We start from the raw sequence: 25,875 nt of genomic DNA on the forward strand, positions 1-25,875 counted from the left end.
GCGCGCTGGCTGTAACCGGGCCGGTAGCACAGCAGAGTGAGAGGGTACCTGTCCATGAACGCAATAACCGAAAACAAACCCGCCATAGCCCCGACCAAGCCCCGTCGCCGGTTTCCGACAGAGCTGAGCATTTTTCTGGTGCTGATCGGCATTGGTCTGGTGTTTGAAGTGTTTGGCTGGATCGTGCGCGATCAGAGCTTTTTGATGAACTCTCAGCGTCTGGTGCTGATGATTTTGCAAGTGTCGGTGATCGGGCTACTGGCGATTGGTGTGACCCAGGTCATTATTACCACCGGCATTGACCTGTCATCCGGCTCGGTGTTGGCACTTTCGGCGATGGTGGCCGCGAGCCTGGCGCAGACTTCGGACTTCAGCCGTGCGGTGTTCCCGTCATTGACCGACTTGCCGGTGTGGATACCCGTCGTCGCGGGGCTGGGTGTGGGGCTACTGGCGGGCGCGATCAACGGCAGCATCATTGCTATCACTGGCATTCCGCCGTTTATCGCCACCCTCGGCATGATGGTGTCGGCCCGTGGTCTGGCGCGTTACTACACCGAAGGCCAGCCGGTGAGCATGCTTTCAGATTCCTACACGGCCATCGGCCACGGCGCGATGCCGGTGATTATTTTCCTGGTGGTGGCGCTGATCTTCCACATCGCCCTGCGTTACACCAAATACGGCAAATACACCTACGCCATCGGCGGCAACATGCAGGCGGCGCGCACCTCGGGGATCAATGTCAAACGGCACTTGATCATCGTCTACAGCATTGCGGGTTTGTTGGCAGGGCTGGCGGGCGTTGTGGCCTCCGCACGGGCTGCCACCGGGCAGGCGGGCATGGGCATGTCGTATGAACTGGACGCAATCGCCGCAGCGGTAATCGGCGGCACCAGTCTGGCGGGCGGGGTCGGCCGGATCACCGGCACGGTGATCGGCGCATTGATCCTGGGCGTTATGGCCAGCGGCTTCACCTTTGTGGGTGTCGACGCCTACATTCAGGACATCATCAAAGGCCTGATTATTGTGGTGGCGGTGGTGATCGATCAGTACCGCAACAAGCGCAAACTCAAGCGCTGAAGGGGTGCATAATTTGGGGGCTTCATCAAACGATGGCGACCCCAGTGGTGGGTGTTAGTGATAACGATTGAAATAGCGGGGCCTGTAATTGATCGCCCTGTCTTCATATCTGGCAGGTTCCCCGAGAGCCGACACTTTGAAGCTGATGATTCGCCCGTGGTCTTTCTTGACCTCGGGATCAAGGAGGCTGGCAAATTGCTGCTGCAATGATTTTTCAGCCGCTGATTCTGCTGTTTGCAGGCTGTTGCCTGGATGGGCGTTTAAGTGTGATTTGATCAAGTTATTTTTATATTCGGTGACTCTTGTTGACCCCCAATCCAGTGCGACGGGACCTTTGAATGCTTTGACCGGTTTTCTGATGGCTTTCTGGAAGCGATCTGCAAACGAGAAACCTTTATAACCTTCTCCTGCGTGACATATCAGCAGTCGGACATTGTCGAAGGTCGCAGGGTCAACACCTTTACTTTTCAGCAGTTGTATAAAACTGTTTACGCCGTAAGGTTTGCTATCGACCCACACTTTAGTGCCTTCGCCCAAAAATCTGTCGAGCGTAGACGCGCCGTTGCCATGGGCCACGATGTTAAGCCGCTGCGTCCCTTTGTAGGTATCCGTAAAGGTATGCACTTCATCAGCAATGAGCTGTAACTCTTTCATGCCGCCCCCCATACGGATGACGTTATCTTGGGCCAATCCCGTATCAAGCAGGGAGGGTTTTGACGATGACAATGTGCTGATCGAGGAGGTTTGCGGTTGAAAATTTTCGAGTGGGGGCCCGTAGGCTTTTTGACCTGGCACGTCATAGGCGTACCATTTTCCCGTGTTGATATCGTGTTTCGCGGTAATAGGTATTACGTGGTCGCCACCGTTCGCTATTTTTAAACTGCCGTGAGCGATATCACTGTGCTTGGCCAGTTTGAAAAAGTCCACGCTGTTCTCTACCCCCCGCAGGGTTTCGATTGCACGGGCCGTTATGCGCGAAGCTGTATTTGCGGTGGTGGTCACTGAACGTCCCAAGCCGGTCAAGATGTCTGTCGGTGAGGCCGTCACTATCAGCGCTTTGGCCACTTTGCTGGCGAGAGTGATATAGCGTGAAGTCGTGGAAGCACCTTTGGCCAAGCCGCCTGCCGCTTTGCCGGCTTTGACGCCCGGCACAATAAAACCAAAAATATCCAGGGTCAGATCAGTCACTCCCCCCGCGATATCACCTTTGGCGAAACTCTTGATACTGCTGACTAACGGGATGCTATTGACGGCTAAATTCAGGATCTGCCTTGTGACCGGGTGCTCGGTGTCGAACGTCGTGATGCCACCTTGCACATCCCTGCTGGCCTCTTTAATGCCAGCGTTCGTTGTTACGGCATGGGCGATAAGTTGGGTTCGGTCGCTGTCAAAACTATTGAGTGGCGCTTCACTATTACCTTCCTGAAGGGGCATCAGGCCGGGTGTATCAGGCGCCGGTATAACCTGTTCAATATCGGTCGCTTTTAGCGCAATGATGGCGAAACCGCCCGGTGGTACGAGCGTCACAGGCTTTAGTTTTTCCTGGCCTGGCCGCCGTGTGATGCAGCCTTTCATAAAGTCTATTTCGTAAGTGGTATAGGCGCCCTTGTGATGAATGTTGAGCAGTAGCGGTTTATCCGGGGCGGGCTCGCGAGCAATTATTTTGGCGTTGTTCGTCGTGACGTCCATATGACGAAACAGGCTGATTTCTCCATGTTCTATTATTTTCCGATCGGCTAATGGCAGGTTCGAAATGAGCAGTTTGAGGTGAGTTGTAATACTGAGATTAATGGCAGAGGTGTGCGCAGAGAGTTTGTTTTCATACACGGTTGCGTTAGTGGCTTGGGTCGAGGAGACCATAGGGGCGACGCCAATGGCGGGATCCGTTGACTGCCAGGTTTTAAAGGACGAGGCGTACTCGCCGGATACCCACAAATCGAGCAATGAATAAGGTCCGGCATCGGCGAAGTCTTTCGCCAGCCCACCCCCGCCTAGGGAAGGGTTGATATGCCGCTGGTAAATGACTTTTCTTTCGAAGTCGGTGCTGCGCCCGTATATGTTTTCCAGCTGTTCAAGTGCTATTTTTTTTCTGTCCGGGGGCACTTGAGTACGGGTGTGAGCTGCTTCAATCAACACGTTCAAGCGCGTGTTATAGGCCTGTTTGGCAGTCAGGGCTTCTTCAGGCGTGTACAGATCTTTTTTACTGAGGTATCCGTTGCAAACCCCCCACGTGATAACCGCCTCTTCTTTAGCAATGTGCTCAATGCGCTCACCGGCTTCAGTGATGGGCGCTTTATCAGCATGCAACATGACTTGCGCAAAATTCATCGTCGAGGTTTTACCCGGCGCTTGGGCTTCGATCCGGTCGACGGCTGTTTTGAAATCAACCCAGGTGTGCGAGCCGTAGGTCAAAGAGTCAGGGATATCCTTAACCAATACTTCGGGCGCTTTGCGCGATAAAAGCATAAAAGCTGCGACAGGGGCCAGGTTTGGCTTATGCAGTGACTGAGTGTCAATCAAGTGTTGGGTCAGGCCTTCTTGTATTGACGACAGGGGTTTACCCCAATGCTGCGACTGGCTTAAATCGTACCCGGCGACCGTATGCCTGCCCGGTGAAGGGTCATTGGCTTTTTCCTCAAGCGCCAGGGCCATTGAGGTTAAGAGCCAATCATCAGCACTGGTGGCGCTCTCGGCCCCTTCGAGTTTGTCTCGCAGGGCGGCGCCATGGGCCTGGGCTGCTGGCATTTTGATCAACTGTTCTAGCACGCTGCGAGGATCACTCACATCGGCTTGTAGCCAGCGATCGTCATCCGTCACGTAATCAAAGACGTTAAGGTTTACAAGCTCCCTTTCAAAACCCGGCAACGGGTTTTTTAAGATCTCTTTTGCCGCGACCCTGACCGCATTTTGTTGCTGCGTGTTTAGCGCAATAGGCCAAGTCAGGCCACCGCCGAAGTTGCCATGGGGAGGGCTTTGTAACGGCGGTTCTTTAAGTACCGAGGTCAGGTTGGCTAACTCTTCATGGGTGGTAGGCAGTTTCCAGCCATGAGCGGTAATGAACTGAGCAACGCTCACCGTTTCGCCCTCTATGTGTTCACCTGTGAGGCTGAAACGGGAGTTGGGCGCAATGGACAGGGTTGTGTTCAGATCGAGTGACTTGGCATTAACCCTGCTGGTTAATTCAGCCAGCAGGGTGCGATGGTTGAGCAACTCTCCAAACGGAACATTTTGCGCGCTCAAGATGTCTACGGCTTTGTATTCAATACCGTTGATGTTCACCGTTTTACCCAGCGGTTCCTGAAAGCTTTTATGCTTGGCAATCGTTTCTGCGCGTTGCTTGTTAACCTCTGAATTGTCACTAATGGTTTCGCCATAGAATTGGGCGATTTCATCCATTGAGGCCGAATCTGGCGTGTAGGTATACGGGCTGACACCACCTTGAGTGGCAGGGTGGGTTTTCAAGGCGTTCACGATAGGCAACGCCTGAACAATATTGTTGAGCAGTGACTGATTGATTCCTGCCGCTCCCACTCGATCCCGGATGATGACTTTGCCGTCGGATCTCATACTGATTTTTGGATCTCGGGTAAGCCTTTTTTCCTGTAACCACTCCCTGAACACCGCATTTCTCAAAGCCGTGGAAAGCTGATGGCGTAAATGCCCAAACTTTGAGTCTGGCGGCACATTCAGTGTGATGGGTTTACCGTCCACAGTCCGGCCCGAACCATTGGATCGCAGTGTCTGGCTGTAGGCTAACGCCAACATTAAATCGGGGTCGGTGTCATGTGGGGAGGTACCGCTTTGCGCAGCAATCGGCTTTTGTTGAAGCGGCGTTGTGTTACCTGAAGGTTCAGTAGTGTTGGACGGGGTGGGCTGAATCGAATTTGCTTGGCTTTGTACAAAAGTCATTCACGGTTACTCACGGGGGGATTCGTCCATCTCAAGTAAAAATCTGTACTTGAGTTCTGAATCCTTTAGTCGTCCGTGCTGTAGGTGCTGTTCCAAGGGAGTGGTTGTGGACTTGTGTCGTACCGTGTTTCGTGCTTTTTCCGTGCTTGTGTGGAATTTCTTGCTACAAACGCACTCCATTAGCCCCTGCGTGACAAGTTTTTCGTCTTTTTCCAGGTTTTACTGGACAAATAGCTGTCATTTCAGTTGCTGAGTCGATAAGTCGGCCGTAGACTGCCGCCCCTCGTAAATTGAGTGCCGGGTGGCGCTTGAAATAGATGGCACCTAACTGGTTGGGATGAAGATCGGTCAGGACGCTCCCTAATTCGCCTTAATGCACGTATTTTTTATAGAGAAATCAATGACAAAGGATAAGTTGCTGGCCATGCCGGCGGATGACTACATGAATGCCGAGCAACATGCTTTTTTCACTGAGCTGTTGCAAAACATGAAGGTCGAAACCCACGAGCGTATTGAGCAGAATCGCATCGCAATCGAGAGCCTGGACACCCCGGCCGACCCTGCGGATGCGGCGTCGGTTGAAGAAGAGCGTACCTGGCTGGTTAACGCGATTGATCGCGACCAACGCATGCTGCCGCAATTGGAGCAAGCGCTGGAACGTATCAAGGACGACAGCTTTGGCTGGTGTGATGACAGTGGCGATGCGATTGGCCTCAAGCGTTTGCTGATCAGCCCTACCACCAAGTACTGCATCGAAGCTCAAGAGCGTCACGAGCAAATCGACAAGCATCAGCGTCAGGCCTAACCTGACCTTGCCGGGCCGCGCAAAGCGGTCCCGGTAGCTTTTCACACGCAGGTTTACTCCTTATTCCTGACGTGCTTACCCCTGAATAATCCTGACCGACGTTGCGCTGGTTTCAGCGTTTGCACGCCCTTATATTGGTGCGTGGATTTGGCATGAGGCCGATTTTTTTGAGGGCAGGATGAATGAACAATTTCAGCAACACGGGACGTGTGTTGCGTGTCGGTGTGTTTTTTGATGGAACAGCCAATAACCAGTTCAACAGCCTGACAGGTCAGGCACGACAGGCTCAGGGCTTGCCGGTTGACTCCGCCAGCAGTTATGCCGGCGTCCCGACCAACATCGCCAGGCTTTACCAGCTTTACCCGGTGCAACCGGTTTTTAATGCGCTGGGCCACGCGGTCACTGCGCTCTATATCGGCGGGATAGGTACCACGACAGGGCAGGCGGATACGCGTTTTCCGGCTCAAACTTATGGCCGTGGTCGAACCGGAGTGATAGGCAAAGCGCAAGAAGCGCATGCGCGGTTGCGCCAGTGCCTGCACAGTGTGCTGCTGAATGTGCCACCCCGTTCCCTGAGGGGTTTGCAGTTGGATATTTTCGGCTTTAGCCGTGGCGCAGCAGCGGCGCGACACTTTGCCAATCTCGTCAACGCCACACGCTTCGATACGTTGTTGGAGCTGGCGGCGGACTTTACCTGCGAAATCCGTTTTATCGGGTTGTTTGACACGGTAGCGGCCATGGGCGGGATGAAGGACTTGGGTGACATCAGTGATGACATCAATCCTGGACTTAACCTTTATCTGGGGCCGGACAGCGCCAAACAGGTGGTGCAACTCAGCGCTCGGGATGAGCAACGACGCAATTTTGCCCTGAGCCGCATTGCCCCGCAGTGGCCCTTGGACATTGCTGTACCCGGGGTGCATGCCGATGTGGGGGGAGGTTACCCGATTGAGATGCAAGAGCAGGTTTACCTGACGCGCTGGGAGACTAACCGGGTTAGCCCCAGCACGCCGCTGACGCTCACCCATGCATGGAAGAGCACCGCCGCTCAACTGCCGGGCTGGCAGGCGCGCGACCTGTTGGACCACTCAGACCCCCAGGCGTTACTGGAGGTCCATACGGTCTCCGGTCAGGCAGGCAGTCGCGATGACCCGATCACACGCGTACAGGCGGCGGTTTATATGCAGCGTCGGGTGTATGGGCATCTGTCGCGGGTGTATTTGCACCTTATGCATCAATTGGCATGCGAGCAGGGCGTACCTTTCAACCCGCTTTTAAGTATCGCCGACACGCAACTGCCTGATGAGCTTTTGCCCATCGCCACAAAGATCCGTGCTCAGGCAATGGCCGGACACATCGAGTTGAGGAGCGATGAAGAGCGTTTGCTGCGCCAACGCTACATCCATCAGTCCGCTAACTGGAATGCGGCGATTGGCGAGGGGTTGGGGGTGGTAGACAAGGTTTTTTTCAACCTGCCACAAGAAGGCGGGCGACCGGTTTACGATCAGCAGGCACCTGTTTTGGTGTGACCACGCGTTGATATTGTTACCGCTCATGCAATTGAGCTATGCAGGGTATAGCTTTTTCCTGCGGCATTTAGTCACTATGATGGCCGGCATCGTTAGCAGGCTAACTAAGTGCCAGGAGTGATCCTCATGAGTTATCAAGTCGATGTTGCAGTGATGATCGGTAGCGGTGTGCCACAGGGTATGCGCGAAGCCGGGCAGAAGGCGTGCTGGGTGGTATTGGTTAACGGGGAACAGCGCGGTACGGCGTTTTCCACTCGTCTGCAAGCACAAGAATGTCAGACGGCCTGGTTGGCGCAATTAAGCGCCAACCCTTTGGCAATGCGACGTCGGGCTTAGCGCAACGTGTGCAAGCGCACATTCAGTTCGTCGACAACCAGCGCCCAGGGACCGTCTTCAAGAAGTTTCTCTTTCAAGAGGCTGGCTTGGGAGGGTGACCAGAAAGGCGCTTCGACCAATTTCACACCTTCGGCCAGCGGATGGTCTGCGATGAAGGTCTCAATTGATTGTTCGTCACTCTTCAGGCCAAGCTGACTGAACAGGTTTTCCAGCGTCTTGGGTGTCTCGTCCATGCTCATCTCCAAAGGTAAATGCGGGTTACAGGCTATCTGAGGCTACAGAACCTCAAGAGTTCGCTCCGATAAGCGTTATCACTGTAGACCACAGATCAAATTGAGAGGTTGATACTGCCAATCAGTGCCTTTTCGGCTTGAAAGAGCGAGCTCAGTGCGATGGAAACTGCGCTGTTCAGGGCGACCACCTGACCTTTTGCACTCATGATGGCCGACATTCTGGCCTCTTCACTGCGGTAGCGCACGGATTTGACCGCCGCCATGCGTGCATTGGCTTCACGCAACTGCTGGTGGAGTTGATCTAGGCGTTTTTTAAGTTGCTTGATGCGTTTTTTGAGGGCTTCAACCGGATCGTCGCTTGAGCGTGGGGTGGGCTCGGTTTCGTTTTGCGACATCAGTTGCGCCAGGCTTGAGTCGCTGGCGGGTTTACCGGTCGTCAGCGTGGGGCTGACCGCAAGGCGAGTGTCAATATTCAAGGTAATCATCAGTGATGCTCTTAAACAGTTACTCACCTTGGTATCGGCCCGGCGCTCTGATCCTTGAGGCGCGAAAGCCGACAAGGATTCAAGCGTTAAGGGCACCGGCGTCTACGGCCGCTTTGAGGGCGAGTGCGGCCTCTTTACCTGCGATGGCTGCAACATCAGCAGTCTTGAACCAGCGATCCTTTTCGACCTGATGGTAGGTGACGGTTTTGAGAGGCGGTTTGGCTCGCATCACAATCACTGCCTGAAATTCGCCATCGATTTCTCTGGCCTCACCGCGGATGAAAAACTCGCCAATATCAAATTCCGTCACGTGTCACTTTCCCTTGGAGGTAATGGAGCCGAGACAACCCGGCGACATGGGCCGGGTCGGTTTTTGCGCGAGTATGGCAGTTGTTGGGAGGTAGTGGCGCAGTAAAGTCATCGACCTGACGAAAGCCCTCAATTCAAGGTTGTGCGGTGCGAGTACAGTCGAGCTGTTTGTTTTCGAGATGGATGGCCAGTTTGCACGCATCGTTATGGCTGCATCTGAAGCCTTTTATCTGACCCGTACCGGCTTCGCGCACATGAAAAAAGCCATGACTGATCGCAATCACTTGATAGAGCGGATGATGTGTATACCCAAGATCGGGCTTGAGCCGGTAGAATGGCCCCCCAGTCGAGACCTCAGGCAGGCTATCGGTGTGGCAGGTAGCGATTGGACGTTCATCTGTTGTGTCCATGCAGAGTCTTCCTCATACGATTCTGTTGCGCAGATGGTTGTTTGAGTCAGGTCAAGGCGGTGAGTGCTGTCGCATTCAATGCGTTTTCGTTTATGTATTTGTAAGGTTTATTTTAAAAACGCTGCGTAAGGCTTTTCGCCTTTACGTGCAGGATTTTCCTTTAAATGTCTTGGGCCGTTGCGTTTCATGTAATAAATGGCCGGTGTTCTTCACACATTGAGCCTGCAACGTTGTGCCTGAGGTACAAGCATCCTAATCTGCATCCAGCCACTGTTCCTGGCCCAAGCGCTCCGGGCTTTGCTGAACGCAGATTTTATAATCTTGGTGGTCAGTGCCTCTTTTGTGCTGCCGGTCTGTTGTGTGGCAGTTTTACTTCATGTTTTCGAGGGTTTTTCGTTGGCAGTCAGCAATTTGGAGATGCATGCGTTGTTCGTGTTGGGTGACCTGCGGGCGCGTTTGGTCAAACTGTTTCAATCGCATTTTGTGTACGTCACCGAGCAAACGTCTGAAGGTATCTACATTGCCGAGATTGATACCGCCGCCGCGTTAGTGGTGGATGACAAACCTGGGCTTCAGTTGAAGGTCGGGGATCACTTTCGCGCAGCGGTACTTCCCAGCCGTGAAGGTGGCAAGTTAGAGATCAAATTTCGAGAAATCAAAATGACGGTGTACGGCATTGGCGACTATGCCTATGTCAGCTCGCCGCAAGGTGAAGGCATTGTGTTTAAAGAAGGTCAGACAGTGGTGTTGGTCTTTGCCGCTAATGAGCAATTGGCCACTGGCTTGAGCAAAACCCTGAAAACCGTCACTGCCAAAGCAGCCAAATGGCCCAAAGGTGAACTGACCTTCAAGGCCAGTAAAGAGTGACAGTGTCGCGCAGCACGTTTCATCAGCAATACGCTGTGCAAGCCAGAGCCAAGGCGCTTGAGTTGTTTGCCCAAAAGCCCACGATGAAGGGTGCCTGGCTCAGTTGGGTGGCAGGGCAGTTGTATGGTTCAGGTCCCGCTGAATACGCAAGCATGGTGCGCCGTGAACTGGAACAGCTTCAGGCGCACGCGCAAAGAGGCGACCGTACGCCTGAATAAGTCTCTCCATACCCCGTGTCATCGTGCGCTTCAACGCGATTCGCGAGGCATGCAACCCCCCGCTCAGATGCTGTTGCATCCAGTGCGCGACGGGCTGACCTTGTGCCGGACTAGTCCGCTTGGCCCAGAGGGTCAGGGCGCTGCGGCATCGAAGGTGATTTGCACGCTGCCGTAATATTCGCCAGCGCGAAAACCTTCTTCTGGCTTCAGCGCCTCGATACGCAAGGCCACCCGTTTACCCGGCCATGCCTCATCAGCCCGTACGATCACGGTGTCTTGCTGGGTCAGCGGTTGCTGATTGAACGTCACGTTCAATGCGATCGTATCGCGGCCGTTGAACAGCACCGGTTCGTACCCAAGCCGCGCGGTTACGCTACCGGTGGCGCTGACCACATCAAATTCGGCGCGTAACGGTTGCAGGGTGTCGTTGACCAGGTTCCAGTGCATGCGCTGCTCTTGCTCCAGAAAGCTGGGGTCGACGGGTATCACAAACAGCGAGTAAGTCGGAATGCTGACCGAAACCTCAAACGTGTGCTCATCACGTGCGCCGGGGGCGTGCGAAGCCCACACCAGCAATGCCAGCGTTGCGGCCAGTTGCGAAGGGGTTTTGCGCCAACCCCGCATCAGCCTTTAACCTCAATAGTCTTTTGCGTATGACCTTCTACCAGCGTCAGGCGATACAGTCGCCCCGCGAGCTTGTCAAAACCGTACGCCTTACCCGGTAACACATGGGTCTTGGTGGTGGGTTTACAGTCCAGTGGCGCATCGCTCGCGCAGTCTTTGAATTCGTCGACCACCACCACCGTGTTGCCCTCATTGCGCAACGTGTAACGATGACTCGTGTTCTCAATCCGGGTATCGAAGCGCGCCTCTCTGGGCCGTACAAAAAAGACCGTGCCGTAACCCGCCAGCACATTGATACCGGCCGTGAGGGTTTTTTTGTAGGCGTCGTTGTCTTCATCGCTCTGACCGAATTCATCTTCTTTTTCGGGCACCACCGGGACAAACCTGACCCGAAAGTAGCGCTCTGCGTCGCGTTCGCCCATAAACAACAGGCGCGTTCCCTGGGTGCCGTTTACCGGTACGATCAGGCGCGCCGGGCTGGCCATCAAGCCGTCACGGGTTGAATGGTTGGCTTGGGTTTTAAGTGTCGTCTCCTCAAAGGTGCCATCGTTTTTTAAGCGCATTTCCATGACTTGAACCCGGACAAAAGCGGTGCTGGTTCCCCCATTGAATACCCGCTTCAAATACGTGCTTTTATCGCTGTCCAAATAGTCGTAGACCAGGCCCACATTAATGTTGGGACCTGCCAGTGCGCCCAGCGACACACCCCACAATGCAACTGCTGCATAGACCGCTTTCATATTTAAACCCCACTGACGAGAGACCGCTGGCGCGGCTAGACTTCTGAATCCCAAATAACCACGACATTCCCGGCATACGTGCCTTCCTGAAAGAGCATGTCCTTGACGTGTTGTTTCTGTATTTCGAAGTGCAGGGTTGCCTGGCGCTTGTCCACGTAATAGTTGGGCTGAAACAACTGCGTGCCTGCACCGCTCAATAACAGGGGTTGACGATTGACGGCAGAACCGTCTTCACGGCCCAGGCCGTTGGGTAGCGTGACCAATAGGTCCAGGGGCACCCGGTGGCTCTTTTTGTTATCCAGCGCGCAGGTATCGCCTATGACGTATTGGCATTGCAGGTTCATCTTGAAGCGCGAGCTGGCGGAAATAAGAAAGGTTTGGTCGCGGTATAACTTCTCAGGGGCGCGACCTTGAAACATCCATTGATGCCAGCCACCTTTTGGCACCAGCTCAACGTGATTGCCGCCGGGCGGAACATCAACTTTCAGGGTGTGTGACACGCCCAGTGAGAAATTGAGCGTCAGTAGGGTGTCCCTGGGAACCATGACGTCTCCCATATCAAAGTCTTGATAAGGGCCGAGCGTGTACGTTATGCGCCCCGTGTATTCGCCCGATGACATTTGCAGCGGGTTCGGCGTTTGCAGTTCATATGCAAAATCAAGTGACCTAAATATCAGGTAGGGGATGTCGTAGAGCGCTTGTTTGCCGCAGGCCGTGGTGACCGACGGTGTTTCCCAAAAAAAGATAAATTGCTTGCCGTCAAAAAGCGCTGTGGACTTTCCAATGCAGGGGGGTGGGGCCACAGACCATCGTTGGCCATTCCATAACTTGTTGTAAGCATCGAGCCAACTACTGGCATTGGGCACAAGATCATGGATTGTGTGCGGCGAGGTATCCATGGTCGTACCAAAGCCAATAATGCGGACTCTGACTTCTTCTGTTTCTTGAGTTTGCGCATGGGTTACGGTCAGTGTCCGCCATTCGCCAGGCACGGTGATCATGGCACCCTGGCGCGGGTCGGCATGGTGAGCGAAGATGGTCGCCACATTGTTGAAATACACCGGTGCACTGATGCTGTAGATGCCTCTGCGTTCGCAGTCAGCCGGGTAGTAACGACAATAACCGCTGTTATTGGGGGTTTTGTTAACGAACGTGTTGTGATTCGGCCGTGAGGAGTCCGGTTGAAACTCTGCCCGTATGTTCATCTTGGCGGCGAAGGTGCCGGGTGAAAGGCTGATTGCCAATGCACCGCTCAATGCAACCCGGCCGCCTGTCAGCTGTAGATCGCGCGCGGCGCAACGTAGCCACTTGAGGCAACGTAAGCCCTTATTTACGACGTGAGCATTCATCCGTTTCATCCTGCCACCTCTGCATCATGACCCGACTCCGCCAGCGTGTCGGGGTGGCAACGCAAGTCACCGAGTTCCAACACATGGTTTTGCAACCTGGCTTTGTCCATATCTATTCGGAACTGACACAGCAGCGCCTCTCCCTTGCGCACTTGCAAGGTGGGTGCATTGGCGTTCATTTCCATCGAGAAAAAGCCGTCGACTTCGCTGATCCCGCGGCTGGCGTGATTAATGATGTGATGGCCCTTGAGCGGGTTGCCCTGGGGGTCGATCAAGCGAGCGAGGACGGTGACGGTCTGCACCACATTGATCTTGCGATAGTCCACGCCGCCCTTGTTGAGGTGGTAACGGGTTCGGGCAGGCTGGATTGCAGCGGCCGGAACGTGGTTGCCTTCAAAGTCAAAACTCACTGCGCTGTTTTTGTAGGCCGTCACGGGAATAAAGTTGCGGCCCGCATGCAGCCTCGTGCTGCTGCCACTCAGGTCGTCAGCGCGTAATACGATGTCGCTCACATCAGACTCAACGTCAATGATCATGCCGGCGCCGCGACCCTGGTGCTGGCTGGTTAGCACGATGTTGTTGCCGCCCACGGCCAGGCTGCTGTCCAGATTCAGGCCGCCGCTCAGGTTGCCGTTAAAGGAGGAACGCTGAGCAAAGCTGTCGCCGTTTATGTGCTGGGTGGCAAAGGTGGTCCGGCCAGACAAACCCACACCATAGGTGTCGGTGGTGGCGCTGGCCGAGACGTTTTGCAGTACATGACCTTCCAGGTCGCGGCTGTACGTCAGTGAGGCGTTGTTGTCGCGCCCGCCATCGCGGTCGGTGCGTGAGCCGAGGCTGGCAGACCAGCTTTCGCCGGGGCCGCCGAGTGCCAGGCTGAGGGTCACATCCACCCCGCGATTGCGTGTGTAGGCCGAACTCAGGCTGCCCGGGCGATCAAACAGCGATAAACGCCAGTTGCCATCGCTGCCGAACAGGTAAGTGCGCCGGGTCCAGCCCAGATCAATGCCATAACCTTGGGTATAACCATCGCTGTGCGACAGGCGCGCACTGAGGCTACTCACAGGACTGAGGCGGTGAGTGATCGACAGGGACGAGTTGCGGGTTTGTCCGATAAACACCGAACGTTGTCGCACGCGTGTCCCGTCCGGCAACGTCTCGTAGGTATTGCGCGTATCCAGCCAACTGCGCGTGTGGTTAAACACCAGGCTGCCATGACCGTAGTTGTACAGGCCGTTCAGGTCGATCCCGGTGCCATAGTTTTCGGTTTCATACACGTTGGCGTAAACGCTGGCGTTGTGGGCTAACGTCCAGTCGATCGACGTGCCGTATTGCATGTCGCCTTTGACCTGTCTGCCCGACACGCCCACCACGACCCGCGGGTGCAGCAGGTAATTAATCGACGCACCGGCGGTCATGTCGCCACTGGCCTGTTCCGCCCAGTTGCTCCACAACTTGCTTTCTCGCCCGGCAAATACGTTGTAACGCCAGCGTTGATCGTGGTTGCGCCAGTTGTTGGGCTTGTAGATCAGTTCCGGGGAGGTGCTGGTGATTTGGCCGTCTTCGATCAGCCTCACCTCCACGTCATAAATCCCTCCGGGTAGTGGTCGAGTGTCGAGGCTCTGCAAGCCGGCGTTGACCATTTGGGTATTGATCAGCAAGCCGTTGCGATAGATCTCGACCGTGGCCTGACGGTTGGCGGTGACATAAACAGGGTAAACGCTGGGCTTGGACTGGTTGATTGCCAAGCTGTCGGAGCTGGCGTACATCGCCCCCAGCACGGTGTCGGGGTTTGCACCAAAGGTGCGTACTTGCCGGCTCAAACCTTCGGCGCTGGGGGTGAAATACCCCAGACGCCAAAAACTGCCGGCCCACTCACGCTGGGTATAGGCGTCATAAATGGCGTGATACAACGTCGTGTCATCCGGCCCTCCCACACGGGACAGTTGCAGGTTAAAGCTCTGGCTCCAGTTACCCAGGCTGCTGCTGGCCTCAAGGCCAAAGCGTGCGGCCAATGCCTCATCCTGCCCGCCGCTGAGATTGAGCTGATTGCGCATCATCAGACCGTGACTGCCTTGCTCCGGCAACGTGTAGTACTGAGGGGCCTGATGCTCACGCTCGGCATGTTCCGTCAGCAAAGAAACCAGTGAGTTTTGCAGGTTGTAATGCACGGCCAGCAACTGTTCCGGGCATTGGCTGTGACAACTGCCCAGTGGCACGCCTTGTTTCAGATAATCGGCCCATGCTTCGCGTTCGTTGATGGACAGCGCGCGGGTGTCATGGTCGGTGAATTCAAGCAGGGTCAAGCGATCATCGCGTGATAGCACAATCATCGCTTCACCGATCAGTTGTTGATTGAGTTCTACTTGCACGGCCAAAGGCACATCAAAAAAGTGCTCTTCGAAGTCCGAAGGCAGCCCCTTGGCTTGTGCGAGCAAGCTACGCGGCGTCGTGCCAATTGCCGTGGCGGCGCCAAGGGCGCTTGCACTGAATATCAAGGCGAGCGCTGCCGCGATGGGCGTCATCGGTAACATTCACGAAATACTCTGATAGCGGGTATTAAAGTGCGCAGGTAGCGCCCGGACGTGGTTACCCAGACCGGGCGCCTGGCATCACGTGTGAGGCGTTACCGGGTGACGCGCGGCACGTTGTCGAACACTACGGTGTAGGAGGCGGTGTAGGACCCCGCGGCACTATCGGCAGGTTTGGCGGCCGTAATCACCATGTCGGCCTGAGTACCCGGCGTTGAGCTGGCATCGTTCACCACCTCCAGGGGGGAGGCGGTCAAGGTGGTGCCGTTGAACGTGGTGGTCAGGGCGATATTTTGGTCCAGGTTGCCGTTGAACAGGCTGGTGGGGCCGCCCTCGATATAAGCATGGATAGAACCGTCGGTATTCTTCACGTTAAACACCTGGTGCAGGCTGCTTAGGGTGCCGTTGACCGGGTCATAGTTCATGGTTTCGTCTTTACCGAACTCCGGATCTTGCGGCATGACATGGAACACTTTGGTGGGAATGGACGCCTTGATATTGATCAGGCTGCTGGCTTCTCCGGCAGCCAAAGCGTGGCTAGACACGAGTGTCAGCATCAGCAGTGAACCCGTAATAACAACCGTTTTTTTAAACATGATAGAGACCCTGAAAGTAAGGAATATGAAGTGCATGAAAGCCCTCACGTCATAAACGCATGCGGCCAGTCTGACAGCGGCCGTATAAACAAATGAGCACGGACTAATTAAGTTTGTGCAGGAGGTGGTGAACTTTCGATGCCGGGAAAGTATTAACTAAGTTGTTTGAAGTGCCTATAAATCTTTGCGTAGCTCTGATCCTTTCGTTGTGTAGTACATATCCTTCAGTTGTCGAAGGAATATTCCGAAGCCTGCTTTTTTGACTATAAGCGAGAAAATAAAACCTATTTATATCAATTACATGGCTTTTTAATATCGCTTGGTATCTTTCTCGAGGCTGAAGGCGTGCATTTGTAGGGGGTTGAGCGGTTAGTTGGGCGTTTTTTTTACGTTATGTCGCAGTGTTGCGCGCAAGTAATAAAGCGGTCTGTGCGTGAGTTATATCACTCTGTGTGCAGTAAGTTATGTCGTGGAGTTGGGGAGTAATAGTGACTTGAGTTGTGTTTTAAGTTGTGCTTTAAGTTGTGTTTTGTTAGGGCATGAGGAGTACGCGTGAATGGTCATTCAACACACCTTTGAACGGGGGCAAGAACGCCATGACGGGTTTGAAAAGCGGGCAGCACGTATACGCAGTCCACGGGTCTTCGCGCCCGGCGATTTAAAACTGTTGTTATTAGCCTTGATTGCGGAACAACCGTGCCATGGCTATGACCTGATTTTGCAAATTGAAGGGTTATTCGACGGGGCTTACAGCCCCAGCCCTGGGGTGATTTACCCCACGCTGGCGTTTCTTGAAGCGGGGCTGCTGGTTGAAGTGAGCGTGCAGGGTGACAAAAAACGCTACGCGATCACGGAGGCGGGACGCTTGTCCCTGAGTCAACAGGCGGTTGCGCTCAATGGCGTGCGCATGCGCATTGAAGTCAGTCGTTCTTCGTTACGCGGGCAGGATCGGCCTGCCGAAATTCATGAGGCCGTGCACAACTTGCGCCACGCCCTGCAATTGCATCATGGTCATTGGAGCCCGCAAGAAATCCAGCGCGTGCATAACCTGCTCAATAACACGGCCAAAGCTATTGTCGACGGGCAATAACCTCCATCGCGGGGGCAGGTTTAAGGGGCGCGGTTTGGCTTCGAACACAGGCTGGCCCCGCGCTGAAAAGCCCCGATCGTGCACCGTATCGGGCCTGCATCCGCTCCAGGGTTTTAGTCTCAACGGACGATGATCTGGCCCTTGCGCCTTCCCATACTGCTCCCATGGAGCTGGATACCAATCCCGAGCTGATCGATGAGGTCAACGCAGGTCACTACGCGACCTTCAAAGCGGTACATCGCAACCCGGTGCCCGTGATTGTCGCCGTGCATGGCGTTGTGTTGGGGGGCGGGATTGGTATTACCGGTGCCGCTGAAATCGTGCCGCTGGCAGCGCGCAAACTGCTGTTTGACAAAGAAGGCAAGGCAGGCGGCCATCAAGACGTGATTGCCGAGCGTGACGAGTGCAAACGTGCGTCCACCACGCGGACGATTTGGCTGCCCTCAAGCCGGTCTGCAAAGAGGGCAAGTGGGTGCAGCAGGGCGAATTCATCACCGCGGGCAACGCCTCGCAGTTCTCTGACGGCGCGGCGGCGGTGTTGTTAATGAGTCGCGCCCAGGCCAACCAGCGCGCAATTGAACCGCTCGGTGTGTATCGCGGGCTGGCCGTGAGTGGCTGCGCCCCTGAAGTAATGGGCATAGGCCCGGTGGGAAATCAACGAGGCGTTTGCCTGCCAAGTGGTCTACTGCCGCGACTTTTTGCACATTCCCAACGAGCGCTTGAACGTCAATGGCGGAGCCATCGCCATCGGGCACCCGTTTGGCATGTCGGGCACACGCAGGGTGGGCCATGCCTTGTTGGAAGGCCGTCGGCGTGGTGCGCGTTTTGTGGTGGTAGCGATGTGCATTGGCGGCGGCATGGGGGCGGCCGGGCTGTTTGAACTCAACTCACCGCCAATCCCTGGCAGGCGCGTTGGATTGGGTCACTGGTAGCCCTTTTGGATCCAGGTACGGTATAAACCTTCACTGCTTTGTTTTGAGGTGTTCAGGTTATGCAAAAACCGTCGCAACGGCCGCTGTGGCAGATCTACCTGATCTTTCTGGCGCCGATGGTGCTGTTCAACTTTCTGCAAAACGTCTCCGGCACGCTGAATGGCATTTACATCGGGCAGATGCTGGGTACGCAGGCGCTGGCGGCGGTGTCGGGCATGTTTCCCATTGTGTTTTTCTTTATCGCGCTGGTGATCGGCCTGGGCGCGGGTGCCTCGGTGCTGATCGGGCAAGCGTGGGGCGCCCGTGAAACCACAATGGTCAAGCAAATTACCGGTGCCACCCTGACCTTGGGCCTGTTGATCGGGTTGATTGCCGCCGTGGTGGGCAGCGTGTTCGCGCGTCCTGCGTTGCAAGGGTTGGGCACGCCCGCCGATGTGCTGGACGATGCCGTGGCCTACGCGCGGATCATGATGCTGATCATGCCGCTGCTGCTGGTGTTCATCTTGTTTACGCAGTTGCTGCGTGGCGTCAGTGACACGGTCACGCCGTTGTTGGCACTGATGGTGTCCACCGTTGTGGGCTTGTTACTGACGCCGGCGCTGATTCTGGGTTGGGTCGGTTTACCGCCGCTGGGGATTGAAAGCGCCGCGTATGCCGGACTGGTGGGCAACGTACTGGCCTTGCTGTTTCTGGGCCTGCGTTTGCGCCATAAAAAAAACGTCATGGCGCCGGACCGTGAGCTGTGGGCAGCGCTGCGCCTGGACCGTGCCATTTTGGCAAAAGTGCTGCGCATCGGCTTACCGACCGGGGTGCAGATGGTGGTGCTGTCGTTGTCGGAGCTGGTGATTCTGGCATTGGTCAACAGCCACGGCTCGCAAGCCACGGCGGCCTATGGCGCAGTGACGCAAATCGTCAATTACGTGCAGTTCCCGGCGCTGTCGATTGCCATCACCGCATCGATTCTCGGCGCCCAGGCCATCGGCGCCGGGCACATCGAGCGTATCGGCCCGATTCTGCGCACCGGCCTGATGATCAACCTGTGGCTGACCGGCGCTCTGGTGCTGTTGGGCTATGTGCTGTCGCATTGGTTGCTGGGCTTGTTTATCACCGACATCGAAGCACGGGTACGGGCTGAGCACCTGTTGCACATCATGCTCTGGAGCATTCTGTTCTTTGGTTTTCAGGCGGTGGTGGGCGGGATCATGCGCGCCAGTGGCGTGGTGCTGGTGCCGATGGGTATCACCCTCTTCTGCGTATTGGCGGTTGAATTGCCGGTGGCCTATGCGTTGGATGCGCATTTCGGCCTGCAAGGGGTGTGGATGGCCTTTCCGGTGACCTACCTGACCATGTTGGCTTTGCAAACCGCCTACTACCGTCTGGTGTGGCGTCATAAACCGATCCAGCGCCTGATCTGAAACGGGCAATCGCTGGCCGTTACCTGCGCGGTAACGGCCACGCGAGAGCCTTGATCTACCCCCTCACGCCCAGCTAGGCCATTTGGACGATGTGCCTGTGACTGCCCGGTCTGATTATCGAGGCCAGGTTACTGCGACCTCGCCGCTGAGTTCGTCAGCGCCTCCACGGCTATAAAAAAAGAGGACTGGCCGTATGCAATTCGCCCTTCTACTGCCGCGTGCCGCAAGGTATCGATCATGCGTTCGCTAAACGGTTATCTGGTGTGCCTGATCGTTGCCGTCACCATCGCATTCACCTTCACCCCCCCCGGACAATACTGGACGTCGCCGCCCAATCGCTGCGCGCCGACCGCTTGCAAATCAACGGCATGGTCTACCTCAACCAGCGCGTGGTGGCGGTGGGCGAGCGCGACTCGTTTTATCAGGACGTGGACATCGGGACCCACAATATTCGGGTCAACAACCCGGTACTGGCCGAAGGTGATGGCCCGTTGTATCAAGTGCGCGAGTGGTATCAGCCGTTCTTTACTGACGAGGCCAGCGTAGCCGCAAGCATGGCCCAAAACCGTGCCTTCACCCCGGTGGACAATCGCTGATCAACACTGGCTTTTTGATCCACGCTGCTTAAGATGGCCCACACATAAAAATCAGCGGGCGTGGATCAAGGCCAATGTTGAGCAAAGACACGATCTCTATCCACTTGGTGCGTGAGGCGCTGTTGCAAAGCTGTGCCACACCTGCGGCGATGCGCGAGGTGCTGCACAAAGCTGGCATCGACCCCGCCCTTGCGGATCAGGCCGAAGGGCGCGTGCCTGCGCATCTGTATGCTCGCCTGTGGCGTTTATTGGCGCGGCGCCTGGACGATGAGTTCTTCGGCATGGACCCGCGTAAATTGCGCGCCGGCAGCCTGGCCTTCATGTGCCGCTCGGCGATGGCACAGCCAACCCTGGCGCAGGGGCTGGAACTGGTGCTGGGCTTTTTGTCCCTGATGCTTGAGCGCCTGCCGGCCACGTTGGTGCGCCAACAAAGCCTGGCCGAAATTGCTTTGCACGAGCCGCAAGAGACCCCGAGCCGCGCCTTCACCTACTTTACCTATTGGATGATGGTGCACGGTGTGGCGTGTTGGCTTGCCGGGCGGCGCATTCCCATCCTGACCATCGAGTTACGCTGTGCAGCGCCCGATTACTGCGAAGACTATGCGGTGATGTTTTCTGACAACCTGCGCTTTGAGCGGCCCCGTACGCGCATGATTTTCGCGGCCGATGGCCTGGACGCGCCGATCAAGCGCACAGAGCAAGAGTTACAGCGTTTTCTGGCGCAGGCACCGGCCAATATTCTGGTTAAATATCGCGACCCACAAAGCCTGGCCAGCCAGATCAAGCAGAACTTGCGGTTTGTAGAGGCTGCGCAATGGCCCGATACCGAGGGGCTGGCGCAGACCTTGTGCATGTCCGCCTCTACCTTGCGTCGTCGTTTGGCTGAAGAAGGGCAGACCTATCAAGGCCTCAAGGACGGCGTGCGCAAAGAGCTGGCCATCGGCTGGCTGGCAGAGCCGCAGTTGAGCTTTGCTGACATTGCGCTGAACCTGGGGTTCGCCGACACCAGTTCGTTCTATAAAGCCTTTCGCAAATGGACGGGGAGTAACCCTGGCCACTATCGCAGTTTGATTCTGGGCGTTAATTGACTGAGCCTGTCGCTGCAGTGCAGCGCGCAACGACAGGCGTGCAGGCAAAACGGCTACGCAGGCGCCGAACCCAAGCCTGCGGTGGTGCGGGTACTTCCCTCCAGACGACGTTTCAAACCGCGTGGCTCGATCATCAGTGTTGAGCCGCTGGCCGCATTGGCTCGCTGCCACTCCTCAAACAACTCCAGGCAGGAATGGTCGATGTAACTCAGGTTACCCAGCGGTACATGCACGGTGCTGCCTGCAGGCACACGCGCTAACGTGCGGGTAAGGGCCGGAACTTTGAGAAACGTCGCTGCACCGGTGAGGCGCAGTTCCAGTTCGTTGGGTTGAGGCAGCTCGATCAGGCTTATTTTCAGGCGCGCGGCCTTCCAGGCCAGGTTGGCCAGGGTCAGGGCAAAACCGATCAGCACCCCGCTCAGCAAGTCCGTGAAAATGATCGCCAGCGCGGTGGCCGCGTAGGTGAACATCGGCATGCGGCCATAGCGCGCCAAACCGCGAAAGGCTTTGAGGTCCACTAATTTGAAGCCGGTATACACCAACACCCCCGCCAGGCTGGCCACCGGAATGCTTTGCAACACACTGGACAGCAGCATTACAAATGCCAGCAACCACACGCCGTGCAGCATGGCAGAAAGCCGCGTGGTGGCACCTGCCTGCACGTTGGCGGAGCTGCGCACAATCACGCCGGTCATGGGCAGTGCACCGAGCAGACCGCAAAGCATGTTGCCGACGCCTTGGGCGGACAGCTCTTTGTCAAAGTCCGAGCGCTGACCATTGTGCATGCGGTCTACGGCGGCGGCGGATAACAGCGTTTCGGCACTGGCGATGAACGCGACTGTGAACGCAGCCAGCAGCAGTGTCGGGTCGGCGAGGTTCAACAGGTCGGCCGGACGCAGCCAGTCGATGGCATCGGCAAGGTTTTCCGGGACCTCAACACGTTTGACGGGCAAGCTCAGCAGCAAGCTGAACCCGGTAGTCAGCCCTACGCCTAGCAAGGCGCCGGGCACAAAGCGCAGGCGCTGCGGGCGAAACTTGTCCCACAGCCACATCACCAGAATGGTGCTCAACCCCAGTAAACCGGCTTGCCAGCCCAGCCCGCCGCCCAAGGTCGGGATCGCGGCCATGAGCGCTTGCGCAAAGCCGCTGAGGTTGTCCAGCCCGGAAGGCTTGGGTACGCCGTCCAACATGACATGCACTTGCGATAACACGATGAGTACGCCGATCCCGGCGAGCATGCCGTACACCACCGCCGGTGCCGTCACCCGGAACCAGCAACCCAGACGCAAACGCCCGGCCAGCAGTTGCACAAGACCCGCCAACAGCAGGATAGGGCCGAGCATGGCAATGCCATGTTGACGGACGATTTCGAACACCAGCACCGCCAGCCCCGCTGCCGGCCCGCTGACTTGCAACGGTGAGCCGGCCATCCAGCCGACCACCAGCCCGCCGATGATGCCTGTGATCAACCCTTTGGCGGGCGGCATGCCCGATGCGATGGCGATGCCCATGCACAAGGGCAACGCCACCAGAAAAACCACCACCGAAGCCAATAACTCCCGCGGCAAGACTGCTTTTAATTGTTCAGCACGCATGGCAACTTTCCCCTGCATATTTTTAGACGCAGCAAGGCCTGACTGGGTATGCGCCCGTCACTGCTTTGCAAGGTCGGGAATGGTTAGAAGCGCGCTTTGGGCGTCGCCGATGGAATGGCCTGCACGTCGTTCAAAGGCAGAAAAGCCTCTTGCTGCGCGTCGTAGGCTTTGATCCGGCCTGTTTCGATGTCGTAGATCCAGCCGTGGATGAACAATTGACCGTTGGCCATGCGCGACGCAACGCTGGGGTGAGTGCGCAGGTGCTGCAGTTGTGCGATCACGTTTTCTTCCGTGAGGCGGTGCATGCTTTCGGCTTCATCGACGCAGCCGCAGTTTTCATGAACCATGGTCTTGGCCACTTCTGCATGGCGCAACCAGGCTTTGACGGTGGGCATGGCGTGCAGGGTGTCGGGGTTGAGCACGCCGCGCATGGCCCCACAATCGGAATGTCCGCACACGATGATGTGCTGCACGCCCAGGACCAGGCTGGCGTATTCGATGGCGGTTGAAACACCACCGTTCATTTGCCCGTAAGGAGGCACGACGTTACCGACATTTCGGGTGACAAATAAATCGCCGGGTGCGCTTTGAGTGATGAGTTCGGGCACGATTCTGGAATCGGCGCAGGCAATGAACATGGCGCGGGGACGTTGGGCGGTGGCGAGTTTTTTGAACAGGTCTTTCTGTTGCGGAAAGACCTCGTGCTGAAAGTGCAGTAACCCTTCGACTATGAGCTGTAGCGCTGCATCGGCGTGTTCGGCCGGGTGGGGGGCAGTAGCTACAGCTAACGGCTGATTATCCTTGGTACTCATCATTCATCCTCTTTGGCAAAGCGGAGAGATTTCCGCTTGTGTCCAGAAAAAAGTCATCAGCGACTCGAATGAAAAAAGTACCGTTTGAAGCTTAACTCAAACTGAATTAACCGCTCTGGCACAAGGCTTTCATGATGGCATTGAGCAATCTCGATGGGCCGTGAACAGCGGTGTGCAGGGGCAATTCAGGTTCGCTCCTGCACACCGGTTGAGCTGGACGTTAGGCCGGTTTCAAAGCAACCACATGCCTACCAGTCCACTGACCACACCCACTAGCATGGTCATCAATGCGACGCTGACCAGCACGCGGGCATCAAAGTCTTTGCGCAGCATCAACAGCGACGGCAAGCTCACGCTCGGCAAGGTCATCAGCAGGGCCACGGCAGGTGCGGTGCCCATGCCCAGCGCCATCATGGTTTGCACGATCGGAATTTCAGCCGCGGTCGGGATCACAAACAAGGTGCCGACAATTGCCAATGGCACCAGCCACATCAGGCTGTCGCTCATGGCGCCATCGACGTGAGGGAACAGCCACACACGGGCCGCGCCCAGCAGCAATACCGCCAGCAGGTACACCGGGATAGTGTTCCAGAACAGCTGCCACAATGTTTGGCCCCAACGCACAAAGAAATGTTGCTGATCAATCTGGCTGGCTTGGGACACCGCCTCCAGCGCGGCGTCGGGGATGTTTTCGGGGCGTGAGATGCGTTGCGCAATCATCGACACTCCGAGTACCAATACAATGCCGGCTACCAAACGCAGCGCGCTAAACCCCCAACCCAGGACAAAGCCCATAAACACTAGCGTGGCCGGATTAAGCACCGGGTTGGCGATCCAGAACGCGAGCGCCGCGCCGACCGATACTTTTTGTCGGCGCATGCCTGCCGCCACAGGGGCTGCACAGCACGTACACATCATGCCTGGCAACGCGAACAGCCCGCCGCGCAAGGTTGAGCCGAACCCGGCTTTACCGAACAGGCGCAGTAGCCAGTCGCGAGGGATCAACACCTGGATCAGTGAGCCGAGAATGACCGCCAGCACGGCGGCTTTCCAGATCGCCAGAAAATACACCTTGGCGTAGGCCAGGGCCGCTGCAACGGGTTCGCCCTGATTGTCGTTGAGGATTGAAGCGCCGATGCTGTGATTGTCAGCAGCGACAAAGGCTTTGAAGTAGTACGGCGACCACTTGACGTAGTACAGGCCAATGCCTGCGATCAGCAGGAATAACAGCGGTTTCCACCAGAATGACCAGCCTCTGGAAGGTTGGGCTGAGGAGATACTGGGCATAAACAGTTACCGGACATGAGGAAATAGCGGCGCATCATACGCCAAACCTGCGTGCGGTTTACGCCAGCGAGCAGGCCGATCCCCCTGCGGTGCGGGGTCGGCCTGCGCGCTTACAAGGTTCGGATCGAAGTGCTGATGGCCCGCGCGCACTGAATGATCGCCGAGCTCATTTTGTCCTCGGCCTCTTCCATGCTCCAGCGACTGCAGGGGGCGACCACGTGCACCGCGGCCACAGGCGTGCCATTGCTGCCATAAATCGGCGCTGCCAGGGTCATGTCGCCCAGGAACATTTCTTCCTTGTTGGTGGCATAGCCTTTGATACGGGCGGTGAGAATGCGCTCAAAAATGGCCGCCGGGTCAGTGAGGGTGTAGTGAGTGAAGGCAGTGATCTCACTGGCGTTGAGAATGGCATGAACGTCTTCATCGGCCAGCCCACTTAAATAGGCACGGCCACCGCCGCTTAGGTACATCGGTATCCGGCTGCCAATCGGCATGTGAATGGGGATGAACTTGGGGGCCGCAAAGCGCGCCACAAACACCATGGACACTCCGTCGGGTTCAGTCAGGTTGACCGTCTCGCCAGTGAGCTGATTGAGTTCAGCTAGGTAGGGATTTGCAACATCGACCAGTATGTCGGCGGCTAAATAGTTGTAGCCGATCTCCATAACTTTGGGCGTTAACTGGAAACGCCTGCTCTGCGGGTTTTTGCGCACATAGCCAAGTTCTTCCAGGGTGTGCACCATGCGTTGTGCCGAGCTTTTACTGATACCGGCGACCAGTGCAATGTCCGCTAGGCTCATGGTGCGTCGAGCTGCGCCAAAGCCTCTCAAAACCGCGAGGCCCTTCTCCAAAGATTGATTGAAAAGGGGGTTGTTATGATCGCTCATGGCGCTTCCTTGGCGTTTATCAAAGCTATAGATATCGATATGCGATACCTATAATTCTCTTTACGATTTATATAAATTGTTTATAGTCGATGGCGGCTTTTTACACCAGAGGGTGAATCAGCTGTTTTGAATGCGTTATCAGGATAGTAAAAGCGACC

23 protein-coding genes and 3 pseudogenes are annotated in these 25,875 nt (G+C 56.1%); 12 read left to right on the top strand and 14 right to left on the bottom strand.

Features of this window, described 5'->3' with window-relative positions:
- The first annotated feature begins 54 nt into the window (after positions 1 to 54).
- Complete coding sequence (locus TU86_RS16795) at positions 55 to 1,077, top strand: ABC transporter permease (RefSeq protein WP_048365447.1); 1,023 nt, start codon at positions 55 to 57, stop codon at positions 1,075 to 1,077.
- A 54-nt stretch (positions 1,078 to 1,131) separates the two neighbouring features.
- On the opposite strand, the gene TU86_RS16800 is transcribed toward TU86_RS16795, so the two are convergent.
- Entirely contained in the window at positions 1,132 to 4,986 is a 3,855-nt protein-coding gene (locus tag TU86_RS16800; RefSeq protein ID WP_157395915.1) for a hypothetical protein, read from the bottom strand.
- A gap of 400 nt (positions 4,987 to 5,386) precedes the next feature.
- Between TU86_RS16800 and TU86_RS16805 the strand changes: the two genes are divergently transcribed.
- From TU86_RS16805 to TU86_RS16815, 3 genes are all read left to right on the top strand, one after another.
- A complete protein-coding gene (locus TU86_RS16805) occupies positions 5,387 to 5,791 on the top strand; it encodes a TraR/DksA family transcriptional regulator (RefSeq protein ID WP_047274833.1) in 405 nt (134 codons plus the stop codon).
- Positions 5,792 to 5,973: 182 nt separating this feature from the next.
- Complete coding sequence (locus TU86_RS16810) at positions 5,974 to 7,320, top strand: phospholipase effector Tle1 domain-containing protein (RefSeq protein WP_048365449.1); 1,347 nt, start codon at positions 5,974 to 5,976, stop codon at positions 7,318 to 7,320.
- A 126-nt stretch (positions 7,321 to 7,446) separates the two neighbouring features.
- On the top strand, positions 7,447 to 7,656 hold the full coding sequence (locus TU86_RS16815; RefSeq protein WP_048365450.1) for a hypothetical protein: 210 nt from the start codon (positions 7,447 to 7,449) through the stop codon (positions 7,654 to 7,656).
- On the opposite strand, the gene TU86_RS16820 is transcribed toward TU86_RS16815, so the two are convergent.
- From TU86_RS16820 to TU86_RS22935, 4 genes are all read right to left on the bottom strand, one after another.
- Positions 7,653 to 7,889, bottom strand: a complete 237-nt coding sequence (locus TU86_RS16820) for a DUF2789 domain-containing protein (RefSeq protein WP_048365451.1) — start codon at positions 7,887 to 7,889, stop codon at positions 7,653 to 7,655. The two genes, TU86_RS16815 and TU86_RS16820, sit on opposite strands and share 4 nt — an antisense overlap.
- 95 nt (positions 7,890 to 7,984) lie before the next feature.
- Entirely contained in the window at positions 7,985 to 8,374 is a 390-nt protein-coding gene (locus tag TU86_RS16825) for a hypothetical protein (protein WP_048365452.1), read from the bottom strand.
- A gap of 79 nt (positions 8,375 to 8,453) precedes the next feature.
- A complete protein-coding gene (locus TU86_RS16830; RefSeq protein WP_048365453.1) occupies positions 8,454 to 8,684 on the bottom strand; it encodes a hypothetical protein in 231 nt (76 codons plus the stop codon).
- A gap of 133 nt (positions 8,685 to 8,817) precedes the next feature.
- A complete protein-coding gene (locus TU86_RS22935) occupies positions 8,818 to 9,093 on the bottom strand; it encodes a hypothetical protein (protein ID WP_125828527.1) in 276 nt (91 codons plus the stop codon).
- A gap of 396 nt (positions 9,094 to 9,489) precedes the next feature.
- Between TU86_RS22935 and TU86_RS16840 the strand changes: the two genes are divergently transcribed.
- On the top strand, positions 9,490 to 9,960 hold the full coding sequence (locus tag TU86_RS16840; RefSeq protein WP_048365548.1) for a hypothetical protein: 471 nt from the start codon (positions 9,490 to 9,492) through the stop codon (positions 9,958 to 9,960).
- On the top strand, positions 9,957 to 10,178 hold the full coding sequence (locus tag TU86_RS16845) for a hypothetical protein (protein ID WP_193387785.1): 222 nt from the start codon (positions 9,957 to 9,959) through the stop codon (positions 10,176 to 10,178). Before TU86_RS16840 ends, TU86_RS16845 begins: the two co-directional genes overlap by 4 nt.
- Positions 10,179 to 10,310: 132 nt before the next feature.
- Here the strand turns inward: TU86_RS16845 and TU86_RS16850 are convergent, their stop codons facing one another.
- The 5 genes from TU86_RS16850 to TU86_RS16870 form a co-directional block, all read right to left on the bottom strand.
- On the bottom strand, positions 10,311 to 10,802 hold the full coding sequence (locus TU86_RS16850; protein WP_048365456.1) for a CS1 type fimbrial major subunit: 492 nt from the start codon (positions 10,800 to 10,802) through the stop codon (positions 10,311 to 10,313).
- On the bottom strand, positions 10,802 to 11,542 hold the full coding sequence (locus tag TU86_RS16855) for a pilus assembly protein (protein WP_048365457.1): 741 nt from the start codon (positions 11,540 to 11,542) through the stop codon (positions 10,802 to 10,804). Before TU86_RS16855 ends, TU86_RS16850 begins: the two co-directional genes overlap by 1 nt.
- Positions 11,543 to 11,577: 35 nt before the next feature.
- Positions 11,578 to 12,891 (bottom strand): hypothetical protein, encoded by a 1,314-nt coding sequence (locus tag TU86_RS16860; RefSeq protein WP_239658806.1) that lies wholly within the window; start codon positions 12,889 to 12,891, stop codon positions 11,578 to 11,580.
- 5 nt (positions 12,892 to 12,896) lie between these two features.
- On the bottom strand, positions 12,897 to 15,422 hold the full coding sequence (locus TU86_RS16865) for a TcfC E-set like domain-containing protein (RefSeq protein ID WP_048365458.1): 2,526 nt from the start codon (positions 15,420 to 15,422) through the stop codon (positions 12,897 to 12,899).
- Between the two features lie 92 nt (positions 15,423 to 15,514).
- The gene (locus tag TU86_RS16870) at positions 15,515 to 16,015 is read right to left on the bottom strand and encodes a CS1 type fimbrial major subunit (RefSeq protein ID WP_048365459.1); all 501 of its coding nucleotides are present in this window, start codon (positions 16,013 to 16,015) and stop codon (positions 15,515 to 15,517) included.
- Positions 16,016 to 16,571: 556 nt separating this feature from the next.
- Between TU86_RS16870 and TU86_RS16875 the strand changes: the two genes are divergently transcribed.
- The 6 genes and pseudogenes from TU86_RS16875 (at position 16,572) to TU86_RS16895 (ending at position 21,136) form a co-directional block, all read left to right on the top strand.
- Entirely contained in the window at positions 16,572 to 17,105 is a 534-nt protein-coding gene (locus TU86_RS16875) for a PadR family transcriptional regulator (RefSeq protein ID WP_048365460.1), read from the top strand.
- 167 nt (positions 17,106 to 17,272) lie between these two features.
- Positions 17,273 to 17,428 (top strand): annotated as a pseudogene (locus TU86_RS23020) (enoyl-CoA hydratase family protein); the annotation flags it as partial.
- A pseudogene (locus TU86_RS23160) lies at positions 17,420 to 18,037 on the top strand (thiolase family protein); the annotation flags it as partial. The pseudogenes TU86_RS23020 and TU86_RS23160, both read left to right, overlap by 9 nt.
- 59 nt (positions 18,038 to 18,096) lie before the next feature.
- On the top strand, positions 18,097 to 19,452 hold the full coding sequence (locus TU86_RS16885) for an MATE family efflux transporter (protein ID WP_048365461.1): 1,356 nt from the start codon (positions 18,097 to 18,099) through the stop codon (positions 19,450 to 19,452).
- Positions 19,453 to 19,859: 407 nt separating this feature from the next.
- Positions 19,860 to 20,048, top strand: a pseudogene (locus TU86_RS23585) (3-ketosteroid-9-alpha-hydroxylase); the annotation flags it as partial.
- 74 nt (positions 20,049 to 20,122) lie between these two features.
- On the top strand, positions 20,123 to 21,136 hold the full coding sequence (locus TU86_RS16895) for an AraC family transcriptional regulator (RefSeq protein ID WP_048365463.1): 1,014 nt from the start codon (positions 20,123 to 20,125) through the stop codon (positions 21,134 to 21,136).
- A gap of 53 nt (positions 21,137 to 21,189) precedes the next feature.
- Here TU86_RS16895 and TU86_RS16900 read toward each other — a convergent pair whose 3' ends face one another.
- The 4 genes from TU86_RS16900 to TU86_RS16915 form a co-directional block, all read right to left on the bottom strand.
- Positions 21,190 to 22,731, bottom strand: a complete 1,542-nt coding sequence (locus TU86_RS16900; RefSeq protein ID WP_048365464.1) for a SulP family inorganic anion transporter — start codon at positions 22,729 to 22,731, stop codon at positions 21,190 to 21,192.
- An 83-nt stretch (positions 22,732 to 22,814) separates the two neighbouring features.
- The gene (locus tag TU86_RS16905; RefSeq protein ID WP_048365550.1) at positions 22,815 to 23,543 is read right to left on the bottom strand and encodes a carbonic anhydrase; all 729 of its coding nucleotides are present in this window, start codon (positions 23,541 to 23,543) and stop codon (positions 22,815 to 22,817) included.
- A 231-nt stretch (positions 23,544 to 23,774) separates the two neighbouring features.
- Positions 23,775 to 24,830, bottom strand: coding sequence for a permease (locus TU86_RS16910; RefSeq protein WP_048365465.1), 1,056 nt, complete (start codon positions 24,828 to 24,830; stop codon positions 23,775 to 23,777).
- Between the two features lie 110 nt (positions 24,831 to 24,940).
- Positions 24,941 to 25,717, bottom strand: a complete 777-nt coding sequence (locus TU86_RS16915) for an IclR family transcriptional regulator (RefSeq protein WP_048365466.1) — start codon at positions 25,715 to 25,717, stop codon at positions 24,941 to 24,943.
- Between the last annotated feature and the right edge of the window lie 158 nt (positions 25,718 to 25,875).

The organism is Pseudomonas weihenstephanensis, from assembly GCF_001043055.1.
Classification (GTDB): Bacteria; Pseudomonadota; Gammaproteobacteria; order Pseudomonadales; family Pseudomonadaceae; genus Aquipseudomonas; species Aquipseudomonas weihenstephanensis.